General features: G+C 70.1%; 14 protein-coding genes. 8 read left to right on the top strand and 6 right to left on the bottom strand.

Annotation, left to right across the window (positions count from 1 at the left end; all coding sequences use genetic code 11):
- The first annotated feature begins 1 nt into the window (after position 1).
- Entirely contained in the window at positions 2-586 is a 585-nt protein-coding gene (gene pspAB, locus ACSYGN_RS30050; RefSeq protein ID WP_460401091.1) for a PspA-associated protein PspAB, read from the top strand.
- Between the two features lie 70 nt (positions 587-656).
- Here pspAB and ACSYGN_RS30045 read toward each other — a convergent pair whose 3' ends face one another.
- Positions 657-1,997, bottom strand: coding sequence for a DUF2252 domain-containing protein (locus ACSYGN_RS30045; protein ID WP_460401089.1), 1,341 nt, complete (start codon positions 1,995-1,997; stop codon positions 657-659).
- 335 nt (positions 1,998-2,332) lie between these two features.
- Positions 2,333-2,638, bottom strand: a complete 306-nt coding sequence (locus ACSYGN_RS30040) for a hypothetical protein (protein ID WP_460401087.1) — start codon at positions 2,636-2,638, stop codon at positions 2,333-2,335.
- Between the two features lie 229 nt (positions 2,639-2,867).
- Here ACSYGN_RS30040 and ACSYGN_RS30035 point away from each other — a divergent pair, with 229 nt between their 5' ends.
- From ACSYGN_RS30035 to ACSYGN_RS30015, 5 genes are all read left to right on the top strand, one after another.
- Entirely contained in the window at positions 2,868-3,233 is a 366-nt protein-coding gene (locus tag ACSYGN_RS30035; RefSeq protein ID WP_460401085.1) for an ArsC/Spx/MgsR family protein, read from the top strand.
- A gap of 120 nt (positions 3,234-3,353) precedes the next feature.
- Complete coding sequence (locus tag ACSYGN_RS30030) at positions 3,354-4,067, top strand: hypothetical protein (protein ID WP_460401083.1); 714 nt, start codon at positions 3,354-3,356, stop codon at positions 4,065-4,067.
- A gap of 516 nt (positions 4,068-4,583) precedes the next feature.
- Positions 4,584-5,612: a glutamine synthetase gene (gene glnII, locus ACSYGN_RS30025; protein WP_460401081.1), complete on the top strand. Its 1,029-nt coding sequence runs from the start codon at positions 4,584-4,586 to the stop codon at positions 5,610-5,612.
- 361 nt (positions 5,613-5,973) lie between these two features.
- Positions 5,974-6,576: a winged helix-turn-helix domain-containing protein gene (locus ACSYGN_RS30020; protein ID WP_460401079.1), complete on the top strand. Its 603-nt coding sequence runs from the start codon at positions 5,974-5,976 to the stop codon at positions 6,574-6,576.
- A 220-nt stretch (positions 6,577-6,796) separates the two neighbouring features.
- A complete protein-coding gene (locus ACSYGN_RS30015) occupies positions 6,797-8,353 on the top strand; it encodes a DUF1996 domain-containing protein (protein ID WP_460401077.1) in 1,557 nt (518 codons plus the stop codon).
- A 182-nt stretch (positions 8,354-8,535) separates the two neighbouring features.
- Here ACSYGN_RS30015 and ACSYGN_RS30010 read toward each other — a convergent pair whose 3' ends face one another.
- Positions 8,536-8,961, bottom strand: coding sequence for a hypothetical protein (locus ACSYGN_RS30010; RefSeq protein WP_460401075.1), 426 nt, complete (start codon positions 8,959-8,961; stop codon positions 8,536-8,538).
- Between the two features lie 189 nt (positions 8,962-9,150).
- Here ACSYGN_RS30010 and ACSYGN_RS30005 point away from each other — a divergent pair, with 189 nt between their 5' ends.
- Both ACSYGN_RS30005 and ACSYGN_RS30000 read left to right on the top strand, forming a co-directional pair.
- Positions 9,151-11,091 (top strand): hypothetical protein, encoded by a 1,941-nt coding sequence (locus ACSYGN_RS30005; RefSeq protein WP_460401073.1) that lies wholly within the window; start codon positions 9,151-9,153, stop codon positions 11,089-11,091.
- 177 nt (positions 11,092-11,268) lie between these two features.
- On the top strand, positions 11,269-11,958 hold the full coding sequence (locus ACSYGN_RS30000; protein WP_460401071.1) for a TetR/AcrR family transcriptional regulator: 690 nt from the start codon (positions 11,269-11,271) through the stop codon (positions 11,956-11,958).
- 187 nt (positions 11,959-12,145) lie between these two features.
- Here the strand turns inward: ACSYGN_RS30000 and ACSYGN_RS29995 are convergent, their stop codons facing one another.
- From ACSYGN_RS29995 to ACSYGN_RS29985, 3 genes are all read right to left on the bottom strand, one after another.
- Positions 12,146-12,508 carry an isomerase gene (locus ACSYGN_RS29995; protein WP_460401069.1) on the bottom strand — a complete coding sequence of 121 codons (363 nt, stop codon included), beginning with the start codon at positions 12,506-12,508 and terminating at the stop codon, positions 12,146-12,148.
- A gap of 131 nt (positions 12,509-12,639) precedes the next feature.
- Positions 12,640-18,072 carry a pullulanase-type alpha-1,6-glucosidase gene (gene pulA, locus ACSYGN_RS29990; protein ID WP_460401067.1) on the bottom strand — a complete coding sequence of 1,811 codons (5,433 nt, stop codon included), beginning with the start codon at positions 18,070-18,072 and terminating at the stop codon, positions 12,640-12,642.
- Positions 18,073-18,407: 335 nt separating this feature from the next.
- Positions 18,408-19,784 carry an alpha-amylase gene (locus tag ACSYGN_RS29985; RefSeq protein WP_460401064.1) on the bottom strand — a complete coding sequence of 459 codons (1,377 nt, stop codon included), beginning with the start codon at positions 19,782-19,784 and terminating at the stop codon, positions 18,408-18,410.
- Positions 19,785-19,889: the final 105 nt, after the last annotated feature.

Below are 19,889 nucleotides of genomic sequence, written 5' to 3'. Positions count from 1 at the left end.
CATGGGGCTGCTGGACATCATTCTCGGCCGTACGAAACCGGTCGTACCCGATCTGGACCAGCTCTTCGCGCTGCCGTCGGCGGCGGTGACACTCCAGGCGGCGGCCGGTTTCACCCCGACCGGGCAGGGCGCGGTCTGTTTCGCCACGGTGGAGGGCGCGGCGTTCGACCAGACGCACCGCGAGGTCCAGGCGCTGCTCGACGCGGACGCCGACCGCACCGGTCCGCCGGTGCGGCTGGCGCGGGACGACTACGGCTACTCCTGGCTGGTGTCGAGCCGTACCCCGGACCAGCTCGTGGAGCTGGTCAACGATCTGCACGCGGTGAACAGCGCCATGGAGGTCAACGGTTTCGGCCCCCAGCTGCTGTGCTCCCTGGCCGGGTTCGAGGACGACGCCGGGAGGCGGCTGGCCCTGGTCTATCTCTACAAGCGCGGCACCTTCTTCCCCTTCGCCCCGCTGCCCGGCGGGGCGGAGCGGCGTGACAACGCGCTGGAGCTCCAGGTGAAGGCGGCTCTCACGAACGACCTGCGCATCGAGCAAGACCTCAGTCGCTGGTTCCCCGTGTGGGGCGCCCCCGGGCTCTGAGGCTCCCATCGAGCCATCGAGCAGTTCCGCCACGGCGCAGACACGGCCCGGAGGAGGTCTGGCGGGCGCCTCAGACGCCGTGGCGTGCCGGTACCACCCCGGCGTCCACGGCCGCCACCAGGGCGGTGTGGTCGGCGGTGGTCTGGTCGGCGTAGCGCAGGGCGAAGTCGGCGATGGCACGTTCGAAGGTGTCCGCGCCGCCCAGATATCCGGCGATGGCGACACGGTCGCCGGAGCGGGCGTGGGCGCGGGCCAGGGCGGTGCCGCACAGCCGGGCGTAGGGAAGCAGTTCCGCCGGGCCCATCCCGGCGATGTCGGCGGAGCCCTTCATGTCGCGCAGCTGGCGCCAGTAGAAGGCGCGTCCCTGCGGGCCGCTCATCCAGCCGAGGAAGATGTCGCTCGCCGCCTGGAGCAGCCGCTGCCCGGCGACCACCCGGTGGCCGGCATGGATGATGGGGCCGCTGGGGAGATGGTCCTCCAGGACCGACTTGCGCGCCTCCTTGATCTGGAGGAACAGCGGATCGTCGTCGTCCTTTCCGGCCAGCAGCACGATGAAGCAGCGCAGACCGACGCTGCCGACGCCGACGACCTTACGAGCGGCGTCCACGAAGCGGTAGCGGTCCAGCAGCAGCCGGCGTTCCTCGGTGAGGGTGGAACGGTAGTCGCTGAAGATCTTGCGCATCGCGGCCATGTCCGGCGGCCCGGCGGCTTCGAGCAGCGGCGGGTCCTGGATGATGCGGCGCCGTCCGTCGACGACCTCGGTGAGCTTGCCGAGGGCGTGCAGGCTGGTGCGGCGGCGGGCCCGGCTGAGGGAGGACTCGACACGGCGGCGGTCACGGCCCGAGCGGATCAGGGGCAGCAGGCTGTCGGCGTCGATACGGGTGTACCAGACGTCCAGCTCGCCTCTCCCCGCGAGCTCCCGGACGGCCCTGCGGTACGCGGCGGCCGACTCCAGCGCCGCCTGGCGCACCTTGGGCTCGCTGTGCCCGTTCTCCCGCGCGGCCACGGCGACGGACGCGGCGAGCCGTTTCACATCCCACTCGAAGGGGCCGGGGAACGTCTCGTCGAAGTCGTTGAGGTCGAAGAGCAGGGCGCGTTCCGGCGAGGCGTACAGCCCGAAGTTGAGCAGGTGGGCGTCGCCGCACAGCTGCACCATGAGTCCGGTGTGCGGCAGCGCGGCGAGGTCGTCGGCCATCACGGCGGCGGCGCCGCGCAGGAAGGCGAAGGGCGAGGCGGCCATCCTGCCGTACCGGATCGGCAGCAGTTCCGGGAGCCGGTCACGGCCCTGCCGCTCCAGTACGGCGACGGGGTCGGAGCGGTCCACCCCGGGCAGCCAGTCGGCGTGCGCGGAGCGGGGGACACGGGTGCGGGCCGCCTTGCCGCGCCGGGCGCGGTCGACGGGGGTGGTCATGCCCGGGTCCGGGCGGGGCGCCGGGCAGGTGGCCTGGTGGTGCGCCGGGCCGTCGGCCCGGTGGGGTGGGTCGTGGGGCTGCTGTGACGCCGTATGCCGTACCGCCGTTCCATCTCGCCTCCCTGCTCGCACGTCCTGCCGCTGCTCGTACCTCCTGGTCGCAGTGAACGGTGGATGGGGGTGGGGCGCATGCCTGGTACGGCGTTCGGGTGACATGAGCCGCCGGCTGGACGGCCGGAACGGCGCGAACGGCAGGAACGGCGGGAACGGCGGCGCCGGGTGTCCTGCGAGGGCAGGGGCACCCGGCGCCGTCGCGCCTCACCGGGAGACGGGCGTCAGCGCATCAGCGCCCGGACCATGCTGCACGTGGTGTCCGACGGCGGGTGGACGCCGATGAGCTGCGCCGTGCTGCGTATCTTCTCGTTGCGCGCCTGGCCCGGCAGATAGATCCCGGAGTCGAGCAGGGCGATCACGAGGCGCAGGGCCTTGAGGCGGCGGTTGTGCGTCACGTACCACTCGCGCGGCCGTCCGGCCGGGAGCGGCTGCTTCAGCACCGGCGCGTACGGCAGGTCGAGCTGGACGGGGCGGCGGGCGGTCGACTGGGTGGGCAAGGGCTTCTGCTTCAGTGCGGCAGCGGGCACGGGCATCCTCCTGTCGCGGTCGGGGCGCCGTCCGGACACTCCGGCCGACTCCTTCGAACACTGCTACCAGTTTACTGCCCGCCACTGACATCCAGCAGTCCATAATCCCGCCTCAATCTCTGCCCTGAGCAGGGAATTTGTCAGTTCGTCACACAGGACACAGGGGTCGCGTGCGAGTCGGCAGAATTCGAACAAGAACCTCTCGCGCACGTCGCGTACGGTGGGCGGCATGGAGATCTGGATCAATCCGGCCTGCTCGAAGTGCCGCAGCGCGCTCACCCTGCTCGACGCCGAGGGCGCCGAGTACACCGTCCGGCGTTATCTGGAGGACGTGCCGACGGAGGACGAGATCAGGGACGTACTCGACCGTCTGGGCCTCGAACCGTGGGACATCACCCGCACCCGGGAGGCCGCCGCCGGGGACCTGGGGATCGAGGAGTGGGCGCGGGACGCCGGTTCACGGGAGCGGTGGATCGCGGCACTCGCCGCCCGTCCGGCGCTGATCCAGCGGCCGATCATCACCGCGGACGACGGCACGGCGGTCGTGGGGCGCAGCGAGGAGGCCGTACGGGACGCCCTGGCGCGCCGCGACTGAGCCGCCGAACTCCCGTCGGTGTGACGCAGGTTACGTCAGCGGCTCCGGTAACCGCTGAGTAACGCCGTTCGGTATCTCGTACCTAGCGGCGTACGCTCCCCGACCTCCCAGGAGGCGCGCATGTCGCGTAGGAGAACTCTCGGCACGAAGAAGAAGCTCGCGGTGCTCGTAGCCGCCGCAGTGGCGGCGGGCGGCGGTGCCTTCGCTCTGGCGAGCACCTCGAACGCCGCCCAGTCGTCGGCACAGGCACAGCCGCAGACGAAGAAGGCGCGGACGCTGTCGTCGGCCGCCGACTCGACCGTGTGTCTGGGGCTGGCCACCGCGCTCGGCAACAACCAGCGGTTCATCGACGGTCAGCGGGCCGCTCCGGACGCCCAGTCGGCGGCCCGGATCGCCAACCGCGAGGCGGTCGTCGCGCAGATCAAGGTGCAGCAGAAGGCGTCCGGTTGCGTCGTCGGGGAGTCGGCTCAGGGCTCTCAGACCTCCACCGCACAGCCCACCCAGAACGCACAGCCCACCCGGGCCGCGCAGCCCACACAGTCGGCCAGAACGGGCGGCACCGGTGGCGGTGGCGCGGCCACGGCAGGCCGGCAGGTGTGCAAGGGCTCCACGGTCACCCTCTCCGGGGAGGCGGGTTCCCCTGCGGCGTCCAGCAACCAGTTCCCGGCGGGGACGAAGCTGAAGGTGACCAACCTCGACAACAACAAGTCCACGACGGTGACCGTGACGTCCGTGTCCGGGAGTTGTGTGCTGCTGAACAACGCGGCCTTCGAACAGGTCCGCGAGCCGGGCAAGTTCCTGATCCGCCGGGCGGTGATCGAGAAGGTGGGCTGAGGAAGGCGGGTGGGGTCCGTGGGCGGTCCCCGGCTTCCCCGGCTTCCCCGGCTTCCCCGGCTTCCCCGGCTTCACGGAGGGGAGGCCGGTGGCCGCCGCGCGGGTGTGATCCGCTCGCTGTGATCCACCGCTCACGGCGCCGTTCAACCCCACGGCCCCGTTCAATCCCATCGCATACGAGCGGCCGTGCGACCGGCGGTCCGCGACGGCGAAGGACGCGGGCGGGGCCGTAGGGCCGGGCCGGACGGGCAGGCCGCCGTGCCCCGCCCGGACCCCTGTCCGGCGCCCCCACGGGCCCCCTGCGCCCCCCGGCCTGTCCTCACAGCGTGACTCGCACCACAGAAAGACCAGGTAACACGGCCTTCACACTCGGGCAACGGCTGAGAAACCGCCTGTTGACAGGCTGCCGGGCAGCATCGAGCGCGGCGTCCCAGTGCCGCAGCGCCGCACCACCCGCAGCACTCGCAGCACCCGCACAGTGCGCTGCGCCCAGACCCACCCGAAGGATGTGGCCCCGTGAGCTTCAAGGCTGAGTACATCTGGATCGACGGCACCGAGCCGATGGCCAAGCTGCGTTCCAAGACCAAGATCCTTGCCGATGACGCGAAGGGTGCGGAGCTGCCGATCTGGGGCTTCGACGGGTCCTCCACCAACCAGGCCGAGGGCCACGCCTCGGACTGTGTGCTCAAGCCGGTCTTCATCTGCCCCGACCCGATCCGCGGCGGCGACGACGTCCTGGTGCTGTGCGAGGTCCTGAACATCGACTTCACCCCGCACCCGTCCAACACCCGTGCCGCGCTGGCCGAGGTCGCCGAGAAGTTTGCCGAGCAGCAGCCGATCTTCGGCATCGAGCAGGAGTACACCTTCTTCGTGGACGGCCGTCCGCTGGGCTTCCCGGCAGGCGGCTTCCCGGCCCCGCAGGGCGGCTACTACTGCGGTGTCGGCGCCGACGAGATCTTCGGCCGTGACGTCGTCGAGGCGCACCTGGACAACTGCCTGACGGCGGGTCTGGGCATCTCCGGCATCAACGCCGAGGTCATGCCCGGCCAGTGGGAGTTCCAGGTGGGCCCGCTGGCCCCGCTGGAGGTCGCCGACCAGCTGTGGGTCGCCCGCTGGCTGCTCTACCGCACGGCCGAGGACTTCGATGTCTCCGCCACCCTCGACCCCAAGCCGGTCAAGGGCGACTGGAACGGCGCCGGTGCGCACACCAACTTCTCCACGAAGGCGATGCGCGAGGGTTACGACGCGATCATCACCGCGTGCGAGTCGCTCGGCGAGGGCTCCAAGCCGCTCGACCACGTCAAGAACTACGGCGCCGGCATCGACGCCCGCCTCACCGGTCTGCACGAGACCGCTCCGTGGGACGAGTACTCCTACGGCGTCTCCAACCGCGGTGCCTCGGTGCGCATCCCGTGGCAGGTCGAGAAGGACGGCAAGGGCTACATCGAGGACCGCCGCCCGAACGCCAACGTAGACCCGTACGTCGTGACGCGCCTGATCGTCGACACCTGCTGCGCGGCGCTGGAGAAGGCCGGCCAGGTCTGATCCGCGCATCCACCGCACATCAGGGGCGTCCACCGGCACGGTGGACGCCCCTTCGCGCTGCCGCCGTGTCCGAGCAGTGAGAGGAGACTCCCTGGCACCGGCGGTGTCTGCTTCAATGGACGCATGGCCAGCCTCCAGAGGGACATCGCACCGGGTCGCCCTGACCTGGAGCCCTTCTGGCCGTCCCGTCAGCACCACTGCTACGACCGGCTGTGTTGTCGCGCGGTGAACGCGCGGGCCCTCTGAAGCCGTACACCTCCGGCCTTCGGCCAGCGCGCACGACGTACGTCCCGACGGGCCGGGCCACGAGCCCGTGCCGTCGCCCTTTAGACGACCTCTCGCGCGAAAGAGCTGACCTGTCATGGCGACCACCACTCGTCCCCTCTCCTCTCCCGCCGTTTCCCCCTCCCCGTCCCCCTCCGACTCCCCTGCCACCCCGGCCCGGCACCGGCTGCGCGCCGTCGGGCGGGACGAGGCGGTGGACGTGGCCGGCCTTCTGCCGCCGGGCGCGACCTGGCTGCCCGCCCCGCAGCACACCCTGCCCGAACTGCCGGGCCGCCCACCGATGATCGGCTATCTGGTCCTCGTACCGGCCGACCAGCAGCCCCCGTTCCCGCCGGTGGCCGTACCGGCCGGCACCGAACCGGCCCCCGCCCCCGATGAGGAGCCCGAGCCGATCATCCGGGTCGACACCGCCCAGCGAACCGCCCATGTCGACGGACGCGAACTCGACCTCACCTACCTGGAGTTCGAGCTCCTCGCCCATCTGGTCGCCCACCCGGGCCGGGTGCACACCCGCGACCATCTGGTCGGCGTGGTGTGGGGCTACGACCATGTCGGCGACGGCCGCACCGTCGATGTCCACATCGCCCGCCTGCGCCGCAAACTCGGCACCGAGTACCGAGGCGCCATCCACACCATCCGCCGGGTCGGCTACAAGTACACGCCGCCCACCGCCCGTTGATCCCCGGCGGCCCCGCTCCCGGACCGGCGCGGGGCCGCCACTTCCCGTGACTTCCGGCAACTCCCCGTGCGAAAGCAGCAGTTGAAACCCACTTCGGGCATCGACCTCGCACTAATTTGTGAGCCGGCTGAACGCCTCCGGTGTCCCCTGCGTATCAGAGGGCGCCGCTTCATCCTGTCGGGCGCCTCGAGCTGCCCCGCAAGGAAGTCAGAGGAGTTCCATGGGACGCAACACACGCAAACGCCGTACGCCACTGGCCACCAAGGCCATTGCCGCATCGGCGGCCCTAGCGCTCGGCGGGGGCGGGCTGATCTGGGCGAATTTCTACGCCTCGGCGCACGAGACCAACTCGGCGCAGAACTACACGAAGGCCGCCGCCGCGACCGCTGCGACGATCTCGTGCCCTGACGTGGGGCAGAAGCTGACGAACGTTCCGGCGAGGGCCCAGCAGGGTGTGGCCACGGAGCTGGCCAACCTCGACAAGCAGATCACCGAGGCCTACGCCCGTCTCGCCTCCACCCGCCAGGCGCAGTCGAACGACTCCGGGTTCGTGCAGAACGCGATCGTCGGCCCCCTCAAGGAGAAGCGGGCCGCCACGATCGACCGGATCCGCATCGACATCCAGCGTGTCGGCGGGACGTTCGACAGCTCGCTCAGCCAACTGGCCGCCTGCACGACCCTGACGGCCGACCAGACCACCGCCGGAAACGGTGGCAACAACGGCGGACAGAACAACGGCCAGAACAACAATGGCCAGAACAACAACGGGCAGAACAACGGCGGGCAGAACAACAACGGCAACACCGCCGCCCCCAGCGCCAGCGCCAGTGCCGGTCAGACCGGCAACGTCGGCGGACAGGCCGGCAACGGCCCGGTCGCGGCCGACTTCGTGGACATCTCCAAGGTCCAGGCGAATGTGAAGAAGGTGCGCCGCACCGCCGCCGCCTCCACCGGCACCTTCACCACCCGCTGCGGTGTGAACGCCAACAAGAACCACAACACCGACAACGTCATCGTGGCGCCCGGCGTGGCCAACGGCGCGCACCATCTGCACGACTACGTCGGCAACCAGAAGGTCAACGCGTTCTCCAGCAACAACACGTTCCTCCAGGGCGGCACCAGCTGCCAGAACAAGAGCGACCTGTCGTCGTACTACTGGCCGGTGGTCCGTGTGCAGGACGGCACGCAGGACTTCGACCAGAACGCGGACGGCGGTGGCAAGGAGGGCAACGTCGGCAAGATCCTCACCCCGGTCTCCGCGCAGATCAAGTACGTCGGCAGCCCGACCGCCAAGGTCGTCGCGATGCCGCAGTTCCTGCGGATCATCACCGGTGACGCGAAGACCACCACCAACGGTCTGGCGAACGCCAACGCGCACTGGAGCTGCACCGGGTTCGAGAACAAGGTCCAGCTGACCACGCAGTACCCGATCTGCCCGCAAGGCAGCAATGTGGTGCGCACGTTCGCCTTCCAGAGCTGCTGGGACGGCCAGAACATCGACAGCGCCAACCACCGCACGCATGTGGCCTTCGCCGACGCGGGCGGCAACTGCGCCAACAATTTCAAGGCCATCCCGCAGCTGACGATGCGTCTGGTCTACAAGATCACGCCGCCCACGATCCAGAACGGTGTGGTCAAGAACGCCTTCGCGGTGGACGGCTTCCCGGACCAGCTGCACAAGCCGGCCACCGACCACGACGACTTCATCAGCGTCACGACCAACAACCTGGCCGCGAAGATCGCCAACTGCGTCAACACCGGCCAGCGGTGCCAGTGATCGTCCGCTGAGCGTCCAGCGATGCATCCGGTGATGCATCCGGTGAGGTGAGCCGTCCGGTCCGGCCGGGCCGGGCCGGGCGGCTACAACGAAGAAGGCCGGTGGCAGGTCCCTCCCGCCACCGGCCTTCGCCGTGTCCGGAATCGGCCCGGCCCCCTGCTGCGGGGCCGCCTGTTCGGAATTCAGCCGCTGTGCGCCCCACCGTGTCCGCTGTGGTCCGCGCCGATCTCCACATCGCCGCCGAGCGTGCCGCGCAGTGTCTTCACCGTCCCGTTGCTGCCGACGGCCACCCACTTGCGGCCCACGAGGTAGTAACCGCCGTAGTCCTTCGCATCGTTGATCCACTCACGCTGGCCGCGGTCGGTGGCGAAGGTCGCCAGCACGAACTTGCCCGCGCTCACCTTGCAGATGGCCTGGCGGATCTCGTCGGCGTCCGTCTGGATGTCCGGCTTGCACTTCACCTCGGCGGCCAGGCTCTCCAGGCTGCCGGTCGCCGTCTCCGGCACCGACTCCGTCTTCCCGCCGCCATCGCCTCCGGAGCCGCAGCCCGCAAGCGCCAGCACGGCGGTCATGGCCGTCACGGCGAGCATCGGTCGCGTCAACCTCATCTGTTCCTCCGGTCCCCGGTGGGCGTACAGCATGGCGCAGAGAGCCCCGGCGCGGGGCCCCGCTTCTCGATACGGCCCCGGCCCACGAAGCACTCAAGCCGAAGCACTCAAGCCACGGACGGCAACCAGCCAGGAACCGGTGAACCGGTGAACCGGTGACCAACCCCCGGCTCGCTCGTTGCGCTGGACGTGCAGCCACAGGATGTCGCCCCCCGCCCCGCAACCACCGGCACCGGCCGGTCCGTCGACACCGCGCAGGCCGAGGCCGCGCTCGTCGAGCACTACCCGCGGCTGGTGAGGATCGCCCATCTGGTGCTGCCGCCCGGCCTCGGCCGCGACCGCCGCGTCCTGACCGCACACGCCCTCGCCCAGCGCGCAATGCCCCGCGGCAGCGCCCCGGCCCCCGCGATCCCCGCCCAGCACAAGGGAGTCCGGCGGCAGGGCAACGGCCGCGACGGTGACGCCGGTTACGCCTTCGTCCGCCTCCAGGTGGTGCGTACGGCCCTGGAGGCGGGCCTGCCTTTGCGCCGCCGGGCGTGGCCCCGGCGAGCCCAACTGCCGCCGCTGCTGCCGCTGGTGCGGGGCCTGAGGCTCTTCCCCCGCTCCGGCGGCGCCGACGAACTCGCCCTGGAACAGGAGCTGTCGGCGCTCCCCGCCCCGGCCCGCGCCGCCTATGTGCTGCGCGGTCTGGAGCACCTCGCCGACACCGAGGTACGCGAGGTGCTGACGGCGGCGGGTGTCGCCGACCCGGACACCGCCCTGTGCGAGGCCGACAGCGTGCCCGAGCGGTACGCGCTGCTCGACTCCCCCGCCTTCGACGCCTGTTCACTGCAGGCCAGGCCCACCGATCTGCTGCGCCGACGGCAGCACACCAAGGCCGTGCTCGCCGCCGTGGCCGCGCTCGCCGTGTGCGGCGCCCTGGTGACGCTGCCCGGCGACGGCTGGGGTCCCGACGGCGCCGCTGCCCCGGCCTACGCCCGCAACCCCGCCGCGGAGGCCGCCCTCGACCCGGCCCGTCTGGTCCGGATCTCCCCCAACGCCTGGAAGCTCTCCGCCCGCACCGACTTCTCCGTCTGGCCCGCGCGCGGTGAACTCGCCCACGACAAGACCCTGCTGCGCCGCGCCCTCGCGGTATGGGCCCGCCCCGGCGAGACGGTCCGCGTCTCCGCCACCCCCGGCACCCCCTCCGGCGCCCCCGCCGGACCGCCCCAGCTCCTGTACGCGGGCACGGTCGACAACGCCCGCGTGGTGATCCTCTACGACGGCCTGCGCATCGCCCGCTACGCCGAACCGGCCTCCGGCACCAAGGGCGCCGCCCTGGACTTCGCCCGCGCCGACGGGGCGACCGGTGCCGAGTCCGGCGCGCTGGTGCTGGGCCGCTCCGACGGCAACATCCGCTATCTGACCGCCCCTTGGGTGACGAAGGCCGCCGAACTCGACCTCCTGAAGCCCGCGTCGGGCACCATGGACCTGCATCTCGCCCAGGGCGTCACCGCGCCCCTGGCCGGTCCCGCCGAGCGCACCGGCGGCTGCACCTCGTGGCATGTGCTGGAGCTGACCGACGCCTTTGGCAGCCATCTCCTCAGCGACCTCGGCGAGTTGGTCCCGGCCCGGCTCACCGAGGGCCGCCCCGGCGCGGTCCACGACGTGTCCGGCGCCCGAGCCCGCACGGCCTGGGCGCCGTACGCCTGCTCCCTCGCCACCGCCCGCGGGCAGGGTGTCCGCACGGTGAATCTGTGGCAGTACGCCACCCAGCCACTGCCGGACGCGGGCGGCTCAGCGGACTGGGTGTGCACCCGCGCAGAGACCTGGCGGGGCACCGGCACCGGTGCGCTGGCCCAGTTCCACACTCCGGGGGGCCGGTACGGCGCGGTGGTGGCGCAGTCACAGGACGGACCCGACTGCGGTCCCCGCGCACCGCATGTGCTGTCCGGGGTGCTGTGGAAGTCGGCGGCGGGCTTCTGGTACCTGCTCGCCGCCGGCAGCCGGGACACCGCGTCCGTCTCCGCGACCGGCGGGGTCCGTGCGGCGGGCCAAGGCCCTCTGCTCGCCGTGCGGGCCGAGCAGGGCGCGCGGGCCGATCTGAGGGGGACGCTGTCCGACGGCAGCCGGATCGACGGGCTGCGCTGACGCGCCCTGCGGCGGGCGCCTGCCGGCTCCTGCGTGCCCGGCTCCGGTGCACCCGGCGGACGTAGCCGCCCCTCCTGGCACGAGGGCGCGCAACGTGACCGATCTGTGCGGAAGTTGTGAACGCTCATGGTCGACTCCGGGCGGTTGCCGTCCGGAACCGATCGGTAAAGTGTTCGCATGACAACCGGGGTTCGCCGCAGAATGGGAGTCGACGAACGGCGGCAGCAGTTGATCGGCGTCGCCCTCGACCTGTTCAGCCGCCGCTCGCCCGACGAGGTCTCCATCGACGAGATAGCGACGGCGGCGGGCATCTCGCGGCCGCTGGTCTACCATTACTTCCCCGGCAAACTCAGCCTCTACGAAGCCGCGTTGAAGCGGGCCTCGGACGACCTCGCAGCCCGTTTCGTGGAGCCCCGGCAGGGCCCGCTGGGAGCCAGGCTGCTGCGGGTGATGGGCCGGTTCTTCGACTTCGTGGACGAGCACGGGCCCGGGTTCGCCGCCCTGATGCGCGGCGGCCCCGCCGTCGGCTCCTCGACCACCAACGCGCTCGTCGACTCCGTACGGCAGGCCGCGTACGAACAGATCCTGTCGCATCTGGAGATCACCGAGCCGTCCGCGCGGCTGGAACTGGTGGTCCGGTCCTGGATCTCGCTCGCCGAGTCCACGGCGCTGCTCTGGCTGGACGGGCGGCGTATCCCGCGCGCCGAGCTGGAGTCCCAGCTGGTGAACGACTTCGTCGCGCTGGCCGCGGTGAGCGCCGCGTACGACGTGGAGCTGACCGCCATCCTGCGCCGTACCTTCGAACAGGAGCCGCACAACGGCCCGTTCACCGGCCTGCTGACCCGGCTGATCGCCCTGTCCGCCTAGGGCGTGTTTCGAAAGTCCCGCCTGCCCTGCGACGCCTGGCACGCACGCTCGCTGTGTTGTCGGGATCGCCCACGTACGCCCAGTACGAGGGCGACCCTCCGCCTTGCGATCGCACGCACCAGACGCCGCAGGGCCCGCCCTTCGGGCGGCCGGCGCTACTTTCGAAACACGCCCTAGGGCACGGGGGTCAGCGCTCGAACGTCCGGTACGACGGGTCGAGTTCACGCACCTCGGCCGACGCGTGCAGCACGATCCCCTCGTCGGCGATGTGCTCCCGCAGCAGTTCCAGGACCGCCTCGGTCAGCCGCACCCTGGTGTCCGCGGTGCGCCCGGCGAGCAGCCCGATCGTGATGTGCACGACCGCGTGCTCCCGCTCCAGCGGGTCCTCGTAGCCGTACGCCGTCAGCCCGCTCGCCCGGAACTGCGTCTTGCACGCCTCCGGCTTCGCCGCCGCGATCTCCACCACCGCGCCGTGCAGGGCACGCGCGAACGCGGCCCGGTCGAAGGCGTGCGCGAGGAAGTCGGAGTGGTCGACGGTGATCTGCGGCATGCGGGCGCTCCTGACGACAGCGACAAGGTCACCCCCACCCTAGGCGGTCGGCCGGCGTCCGGGCCGGGCCCGGTGGGGCGGCCCGGGTGACCGGGACCGCCCCACCGAGGTCATGCCGATACCGGCAGGTGTCAGGAGGCGCTGGAGAAGACCGCCACCGTCCGCGCCGGGACGGTGAACGTGCCCGAGGCGCGCTCGTACGTCGAGGACCTCACGACCGTGTCCGCGCCGGACGCCTGCACCGGGTGCAGCCGGTAACCGGTGCCGGCCAGCGCATCCACCTGCTGCTCCTGCTGCTTCGGCGTCGCGTTGAACACCACGACGAGATCACCGAGTTCCATGGTGATCACGCCGGGTGTCTCGTCCTTGCCGGAGAGCGGGAAGGAGAGCTGCGACTGGACCCGGTCGGCCGTGCTGAGGGAGAACGCCTTCTCCGACGTACGGATCCTCAGCAGGTCCCGGTAGGCGGCCGAGGTCCCGTCGATCTGGGCGCAGCCCACGCCGACGGAGGTCAGCAGGGGCTTGGCGTACGGCCACTTGGACTCGTTGTCCGTCTTCATCGGCAGGCCCCGGCCGAAGCCGTTGCCGTCGGCGCAGTTCCAGTGGATCGCGTTGAACCAGTCGCCGCTGTCGTAGGAGTTGCGGTCCAGGGACTTGGAGCGCAGCAGGTCGCTGCCCGCCTGGGAGAGCGACGGGCCCTGCGAGAGGGCGGCCGTGGCCATCGCCAGGACCTGCATCCGGGCCCGGTCGGACGCCGAGGTGTCCTTCGGGAGCTTGTAGGCGAGGGCGTCGAACAGGGCCTCGTTGTCGTGCGCGTCGACATAGGCGAGGGCGTCGCCGGGGCCTGCCGCGTAGCCCGCGGGGGCGCCGTTGTAGTCGACCTCGGCGCCGGTGACCTCCTTGCCGTCCGTGTCGGTGAAGTGGTACTTGGCGAGGTTCCCGGTCAGACCGACCTTGATCAGGTCCTGGTCGTGCAGCAGCCGGGCCTTCTGCTCGGCCGGGGTGCCGTTCGCGGTCGAGGAGTTGGGGTCGGTGTAGAGGCCGGAAGCGAAGCCCTGGACGCCGGGGTCGGAGTCGAAGGGGCCGCCGCCCCGCACCGCGTCACGGGCCCGGTCGGAGAAGGTGGCGATGCCGGTGCCGGCCATGTTCTGCTGGGTGGCCTGCACGAAGCGGGCGTCGTTGGCGACCTCGCCGAAGTTCCAGCCCTCGCCGTAGAGGATGATCTTCTTGCCGTCGACGCCGTCCTTGGCCACGGTGAGCGCGTCGAGGGCCTTGCGGACGGCGAGGATGTTGGCCTTCGGGTGGTGGCCCATCAGGTCGAAGCGGAAGCCGTCGACCTTGTACTCCTTGGCCCAGGTGACGATGGAGTCGACGACCAGCTTGCCCATCATGGCGTTCTCGGGCGCGGTGTTGGAGCAGCAGGTGCTGTTCGCCACCGAGCCGTCGGCGAGCAGCCGCTGGTAGTAGCCGGGCACGATCCTGTCGAGGACGCTGGTGCTCGCCTGGCCGCTGGCCGCGGTGTGGTTGTAGACGACGTCCATGACGACGCGCAGCCCGTCCTGGTTGATCGACTGCACCATCTTGCGGAACTGGACGGTGCGGGCGGTGCCGTTCGGGTCGGTGGAGTACGAGCCCTCGGGCACCGTGTAGTGGTAGGGGTCGTAGCCCCAGTTGTAGGCGTCCTTCGCGGCCGTCTTCGCGACGCACGCCTGCTGCTCCTCGGAGTCGGCGGCGTAGGAGGCGAGATCGCAGTCGGGGGTGGCCTGGTCGGACTTCTTCTCGGGGATGGTGGCGATGTCGAACGCGGGCAGCAGATGCACGTACGACGTTCCGGCTGCGGCCAGTTGGCGCAAGTGCTTGGATCCGTCGCCGGCCTTGTCGGTGAAGGCGAGGTAGGTGCCCCGCTCCTTCGCCGGGACGCTCTTGTCCGCGGCGGAGAAGTCCCGGATGTGCAGTTCCTGGATCTGCGCGTCCTTCAGCGCCACGGCCTTGGGCTTGCGCAGGGTCGACCAGCCGCTGGGGGTGAGGGACCTGTCGGTCAGGTCGGTGACCAGGCTGCGCCCGGAGTCGGTGGTGAGGGCGGTGGAGTAGGGGTCGGTGACCTTGTTGGTGACGATCTTGCGGACGCTGGGCGCCCACACCTTCACGATGTAGCGGTAGGGCTTGTTCTTCCAGGACGTGGCGCCGGTGACGGACCAGACGCCGGTGGCGGCGTCGCGGTGCATGCGCACGGTGCTGCCGTCCAGGTCGAGGGCGACGGACTGTGCGGTCGGTGCCCACACGGACAGGGTGGGCCTGCCGTGGTGGAAGACCGGGCCGAGGTCCGCGTGCGTCGCGTCGTACACGTCGTCGAGGACACCGGCGGTCTGCACACCGGTGGCGGCCAGGACGGCGCCGCCCGGGGCGAGCTGGGAGGCGACCAGCTGGCCGCCGAGGGCCTGGCGCACCCGGTCGCGGTCGCGCGGGTCGACCGACCAGGCCGTGTAGTCCTTCAGATGGGGGAACTTCGCCTTCTGGGCGTCGGTGAGCGTGGTCTTCGTCAGCCGCAGCCAGCGCTCGTCGTCGCTGGTCAGCGCACCGTCCTTGACGGTGATCGAGCCGTCGTGGGAGGAGCGCAGCTGGGTGGAGGCGGCGCCGTCGACACCGTTCCAGGCGACGGTGTTCCGGTCGATCCAGATCGCCTTGGAGGTGCTGAGGTCGAGCGCGGCGGCACTGCCCGCGGGCTGCGGGAGGAGGTATTTCTCCTGGCCGTTCAGCAGCCACACCTCATAGCCGTTGCTCTTGAGGTCGAGTGCCTGGTCGGTGGGCAGGTCCTTGTCGTCGCCCTTGTGGATGATGTAGCTGAGGCTGGTGGCGCCGTCGGTGAGCGGCACCTCGAAGACGGCGCCGTAGGCGTCGGTGCGGACCGGCTTCAGGGGGCTGGACCAGTCGGTGGGGTTCGCGGCGCCGGACCAGACGTGCAGGCCCCAGCCGTCGTAGTTCCCGTCGGCGCGGTGGTAGTGGATGACCGCCTTGGTGGTGTCCTGCGCCGGGTAGTCGGCGGACGGCCGCTCGGTGACGACATCGGCCTTGCCCTGCTCCAGCCACACCTCACCGGTCTTGGTGACGTCGATGGAGCGGTCGGCGGAGACGTCCTTGTTGCCGTTCTTGTCGATGACGAGGAACCCGACGTTGGAGGCGCCGGACTTCAGCTTGACGTAGGCGAAGGCGCCGTACGCGTCACGGCCGACGAAGGGGTGACTGTCCGGCCAGTTGGTGGCCTCGCCGTCGGCGATGTCGCCCCAGGTGTACAGGCCCCAGTCGCTGTAGTCGCCGTCGGCGCGCTTGTAGTGGACGACCGCGTAGTCGCGAGAGGAGGCCGTGGGGACTTCTGTCGCGGGCGGGGTGCCGGTGGTGCTGCTCGCCGTGGCGCTCGCGGTGCGGCCCGCGGAGTCGATGACGACGGCCTTGTAGCGCAGGGCGGTTCCGGCGGGGACGTTCTTGCCGAGGGTCTGGGTGACCTTGTACGGCGCGTGGTCCGCGGAGCCGAGGACCTGCCAGGCGCCATTGCCGACCTGCGCCGCGAACACGACGCGGTTGAGCTGGCCGCCCTCGGGGTCGGCGGTGAGCTCGACCGTGCCGGTGGCTCCGGTGCCCGGGGCCTTGAGGGTGAGCGTCGGCTTCGTGGCCGGCTTGCCGAGGGGGGCGGCGGCCTTGAGGACGACGGCGGAACCGGCCGGGACGGTCACGGTGATCTTCTTGTCGGCGCCGGTGGACGTTGTTGCGTCGGTGCCGTAGATGCCGCGGAAGCGGGTGTTCGCGGAGCCGGTCGCGAAGGTCGCCGTCTTCGCCTCACCGGCGTTGTTGAAGGCGACGACGTACTCGGTGCGGCCGCTCCCGGTGCGGGAGAAGGCATAGACACCGGCGCCGTCGGCCGCGTAGCGCTCGGTCTGGACGCCGTCGGTGAGGGCGGGGTTCGCCTTGCGGAGCTTTGCGAGAGCCGCGATCTGCCGGTAGAGCGGCGCACTCGTGTCGTAGGCGTCACTGGCGTGGGTGCGGGCGGTGCCGATCTCGTCGTCGTCGAGGTAGTCGGCGACCTTGGAGGCGAACATCGTCTGGCGGGCGTCCTTGTCGCCGCCGGAACCGGTGAAGCCCTGCTCGTCGCCGTAGTAGACGACCGGGTTGCCGCGGCTGAGGAACATCAGCTCGTTGGCGAGTTTGTCCTTGGCGAGCAGTTCGGTGTCGGTGGCCTTCGGGTTGTCCTGCTTCAGGAAGTACCCGATGCGGCCCATGTCGTGGTTGCCGAGGAAGGTGACCTGCTCGTAGGCGTTGGCCTTGTCGGTCGCGTACTTGTAGTCGTCGGCGAAGACGGACGCCAGCTTCTGGGCGCTGCCGCTCTGGGAGGCGTAGGCGCGGGCGGCGTCCTGGAAGGGGAAGTCGAGGGTGGCGTCGAGGCGACCCTGGGTGACGTACGGGGAGGTGACGGAGGTGTCGGCGGAGTACACCTCGCCGAACATGAAGAAGTTCTTGCGCCCGTGATCGGCGGCGTACGCGTCCAGCGCGGTCGCCCACTGGGTCCAGAACTCCATGTCGACGTGCTTGACGGTGTCGATCCGGAAGCCGTCGACGCCGAAGTCCCGCACCCAGCGCTGGTAGATCTTCTCCATGCCCTTGACGACCTCGGGACGCTCGGTCCACAGGTCATCGAGACCGGAGAAGTCGCCGTACGTGGCCGACTCACCGGCGTAGGTCGAGTCGCCCCGGTTGTGGTACATCGTCGGGTCGTTGAGCCAGGACGGGACCTTGACGTCCTTGTCCGCGGCGGAGACGACCGGGGTGCGCGGGAAGGAGCCGGTACCGACGGAGGGGAAGCTCTTGCCGCCCGCCGCATAGTCGGCGTCGTCGAAGGGCTGCCCGTCCTTGGTCAGATACGGGAAGGCGCCCTTGGACAGATAGCTGTAGGACTTCTCCTCGTAGTCGACGACGTCGGCGGTGTGGTTGGTGATGACGTCGAAGAAGACCTTCATGCCCTTGGCGTGCGCCTTGGCGATGAGGGTCCCCAGGTCCTTGTTGGTGCCGAAGTGCGGGTCGACCTGGGTGAAGTCGGTGATCCAGTAACCGTGGTAACCGGCGGAGGCGTTGGAGCCGGAACCCTGCACCGGACGGTTCTTGAAGATCGGCGCCATCCAGATCGCGGTGGTGCCGAGGTCCTTGATGTAGTCCAGCCGCTTGGTGAGGCCCTTGAGGTCGCCGCCCTGGTAGAAGCCCTTGTCGGTGGGGTCGTAGCCGGTGGCGAGCCGCGAACCGGTGAGCCCGCCCTTGTCGTTGGAGGTGTCGCCGTTGGCGAAACGGTCCGGCATGACGAAGTAGAACTGCTCGCGGGTGTCGTCGTGCCGGGCGGGCTGAGCGGCCAGCTTGGCGTCCGACGGCGGTGCGGGCGGGGCGGCCGCGTGGGCCGCGAGGGGCTGGACGAGAGCGGCGGCGAGGGCCACGGCGACAACGCCCGCACCCCTCCGGATCCCGTCGGCTCTGCTTCTGCGATGCGGGGTACGGCGCGTCGGGGGCGCCGGCCATCTCGGTATCACAGGCGTGAACTCCTTGCGATTACGGCTCTCTTGGGCAGCGGAAAGCACCGCCACCCGAACACCGCGGCACGGCCTCGATGCCGGGCGCCGGCGTGACCGTATCGCTGACGCAAGCCTTACAGCAAGAGGCTTGAAACACTCAGCAAGAAATTTCACATACAGCCCTTTGACGTGCGGTTCACAACTGGCAAACGCTCACAGGCTGTTGAAGCAGGCGCGATCGCGTCGCTCGGCTCCCTGGACACGGGCGACGCGATCCCGCTCTTTTCGGCCTCGTACCCGAGTCGTGGACAACCCGTCGGGCTACGCGACCGGCGACACCTTGAAGTAGCGGCTCAGCAACCGGACTTGCCGCTGTAGATGGCCAGCGCCGTGTTGGCGCCCAAGGTGGCGGTGAACTGCCCGCCGGAGTTCACCGTCACCGTCGTGCTGTTCTGCACGTTGCAGTACGAGCCGGCCGGCAGCGACGTCTGGTACGTGCGGGTCAGGCTGCCGGTCTCGTGGTTGATGGCCACGTAGCCCTTCGCGCCCCGCCCGAAGGCGATCGCGTCGTTTCCGTCGTCCCACCAGTTGGTGACGGCCCCGCCGCGGGTGGCGTTGCGGAAGGCCACCATGGACTTGATCTCCGGCCAGGCGTGCTGGCACTTCCACCCGTCCTGCCAGCAGGCGTTCATCTGGCCACCGTTGGGCGGTCCCGCGTCCACGTCCGACCACTCGTAGCCGGAGTTGATGTCGGGGGCGCCGTAGGGCCAGGCCAGCATGAAGACGTTGGCCAGGGTGTAGTTGGCGCCGTCCTTGTAGTTGAGGGTGGAGCCGTTGCGCTCGGTGTCGTGGTTGTCGACGAAGACACCGGCGACGGAGCTGCTCATGTACCCCCAGCCCTCGCCGTAGTTCTTCAGGTAGGCGAGGTTCTCATTGTTGAACACCCGCTTGAGGTCATAGGCGTAGCGGAACTCCTGGACGTCGCCGTTACCGGTGTACTCGGTGGGCTGGACGGCCTCGCCCGAGCCGTAGATGACCTCCTGCTTCCAGTAGACGGAAGGATTCGTCAGCCGGGACTTGATGTTGGCGAGGTCCTCGGCGGGAATGTGCTTGGCCGCGTCGATGCGGAAGCCGTCGACACCGAGGGTGAGCAGGTCGTTGAGGTAGCCGGCGATGGTCTTGCGGACGTATTCCTCGCCGGTGTCGAGGTCGGCGAGGCCGACGAGTTCGCAGTGCTGGACGTTCCAGCGGTCGGAGTAGTTCGACACCTGCGAGGTGCAGTCGTCGAAGTCGTATACCGAGTACAGGCCGGGGTAGTCGTACTTGGTGTACGAGGAGCCGCCGGTGCCGGTGCCGCTGCCCGCCGACATGTGGTTGACGACCGAGTCGACGACGACCTTCACCCCTGCCGCGTGGCAGGTGTTCACCATGCTCTGGAAGGCGGTGCGGTCGCCGAGACGGCCCGCGATCTTGTAGCTGACCGGCTGGTACGACGTCCACCACTGCGAGCCCTGTATGTGCTCGGCGGGGGGCGAGACCTGGACGTAGCCGTAGCCGGCGGGGCCGAGGGTGTTGGTGCACTCCTTGGCGACCGAGGCGAAGTTCCACTCGAAGAGGACGGCCGTGACGTCCTTGGTGCCGGGCGGGGAGGCATGTGCGGTGCCGGGGAGCGCGACGGCCACCGCCGCGGCGAGCGCGAGGGCGCCCGAGAGGGTTCTGCTGCTGGCCATGTGGGGTTCCTTCATCGTCGAAGGCACTTGATGTTTCTTGCTGCAATGTTTCAGAAACTTTGCAGTGGCCAGATGGTAGAGGCCCGCCACCCCGAAGGACAGCGG

This window comes from Streptomyces sp. YIM S03343 (genome assembly GCF_054729195.1).
The sequence above is the reverse complement of the archived record's forward strand: the minus strand, read 5'-3'. Positions and strand labels throughout refer to the sequence as shown.

Bases quoted from the DNA above. Each gene is read 5' to 3' on its own strand.
- ACSYGN_RS30045 (WP_460401089.1), bottom strand. From the start codon at position 1,997: ATGACCACCCCCGTCGACCGCGCCCGGCGCGGCAAGGCGGCCCGCACC.
- ACSYGN_RS29995 (WP_460401069.1), bottom strand. From the start codon at position 12,508: ATGCCGCAGATCACCGTCGACCACTCCGACTTCCTCGCGCACGCCTTC.
- ACSYGN_RS30020 (WP_460401079.1), top strand. From the start codon at position 5,974: ATGGCGACCACCACTCGTCCCCTCTCCTCTCCCGCCGTTTCCCCCTCC.
- ACSYGN_RS30035 (WP_460401085.1), top strand. From the start codon at position 2,868: ATGGAGATCTGGATCAATCCGGCCTGCTCGAAGTGCCGCAGCGCGCTC.
- ACSYGN_RS30000 (WP_460401071.1), top strand. From the start codon at position 11,269: ATGACAACCGGGGTTCGCCGCAGAATGGGAGTCGACGAACGGCGGCAG.
- ACSYGN_RS30010 (WP_460401075.1), bottom strand. From the start codon at position 8,961: ATGAGGTTGACGCGACCGATGCTCGCCGTGACGGCCATGACCGCCGTG.
- ACSYGN_RS30030 (WP_460401083.1), top strand. From the start codon at position 3,354: ATGTCGCGTAGGAGAACTCTCGGCACGAAGAAGAAGCTCGCGGTGCTC.
- pspAB (WP_460401091.1), top strand. From the start codon at position 2: ATGGGGCTGCTGGACATCATTCTCGGCCGTACGAAACCGGTCGTACCC.
- ACSYGN_RS30015 (WP_460401077.1), top strand. From the start codon at position 6,797: ATGGGACGCAACACACGCAAACGCCGTACGCCACTGGCCACCAAGGCC.
- ACSYGN_RS29985 (WP_460401064.1), bottom strand. From the start codon at position 19,784: ATGGCCAGCAGCAGAACCCTCTCGGGCGCCCTCGCGCTCGCCGCGGCG.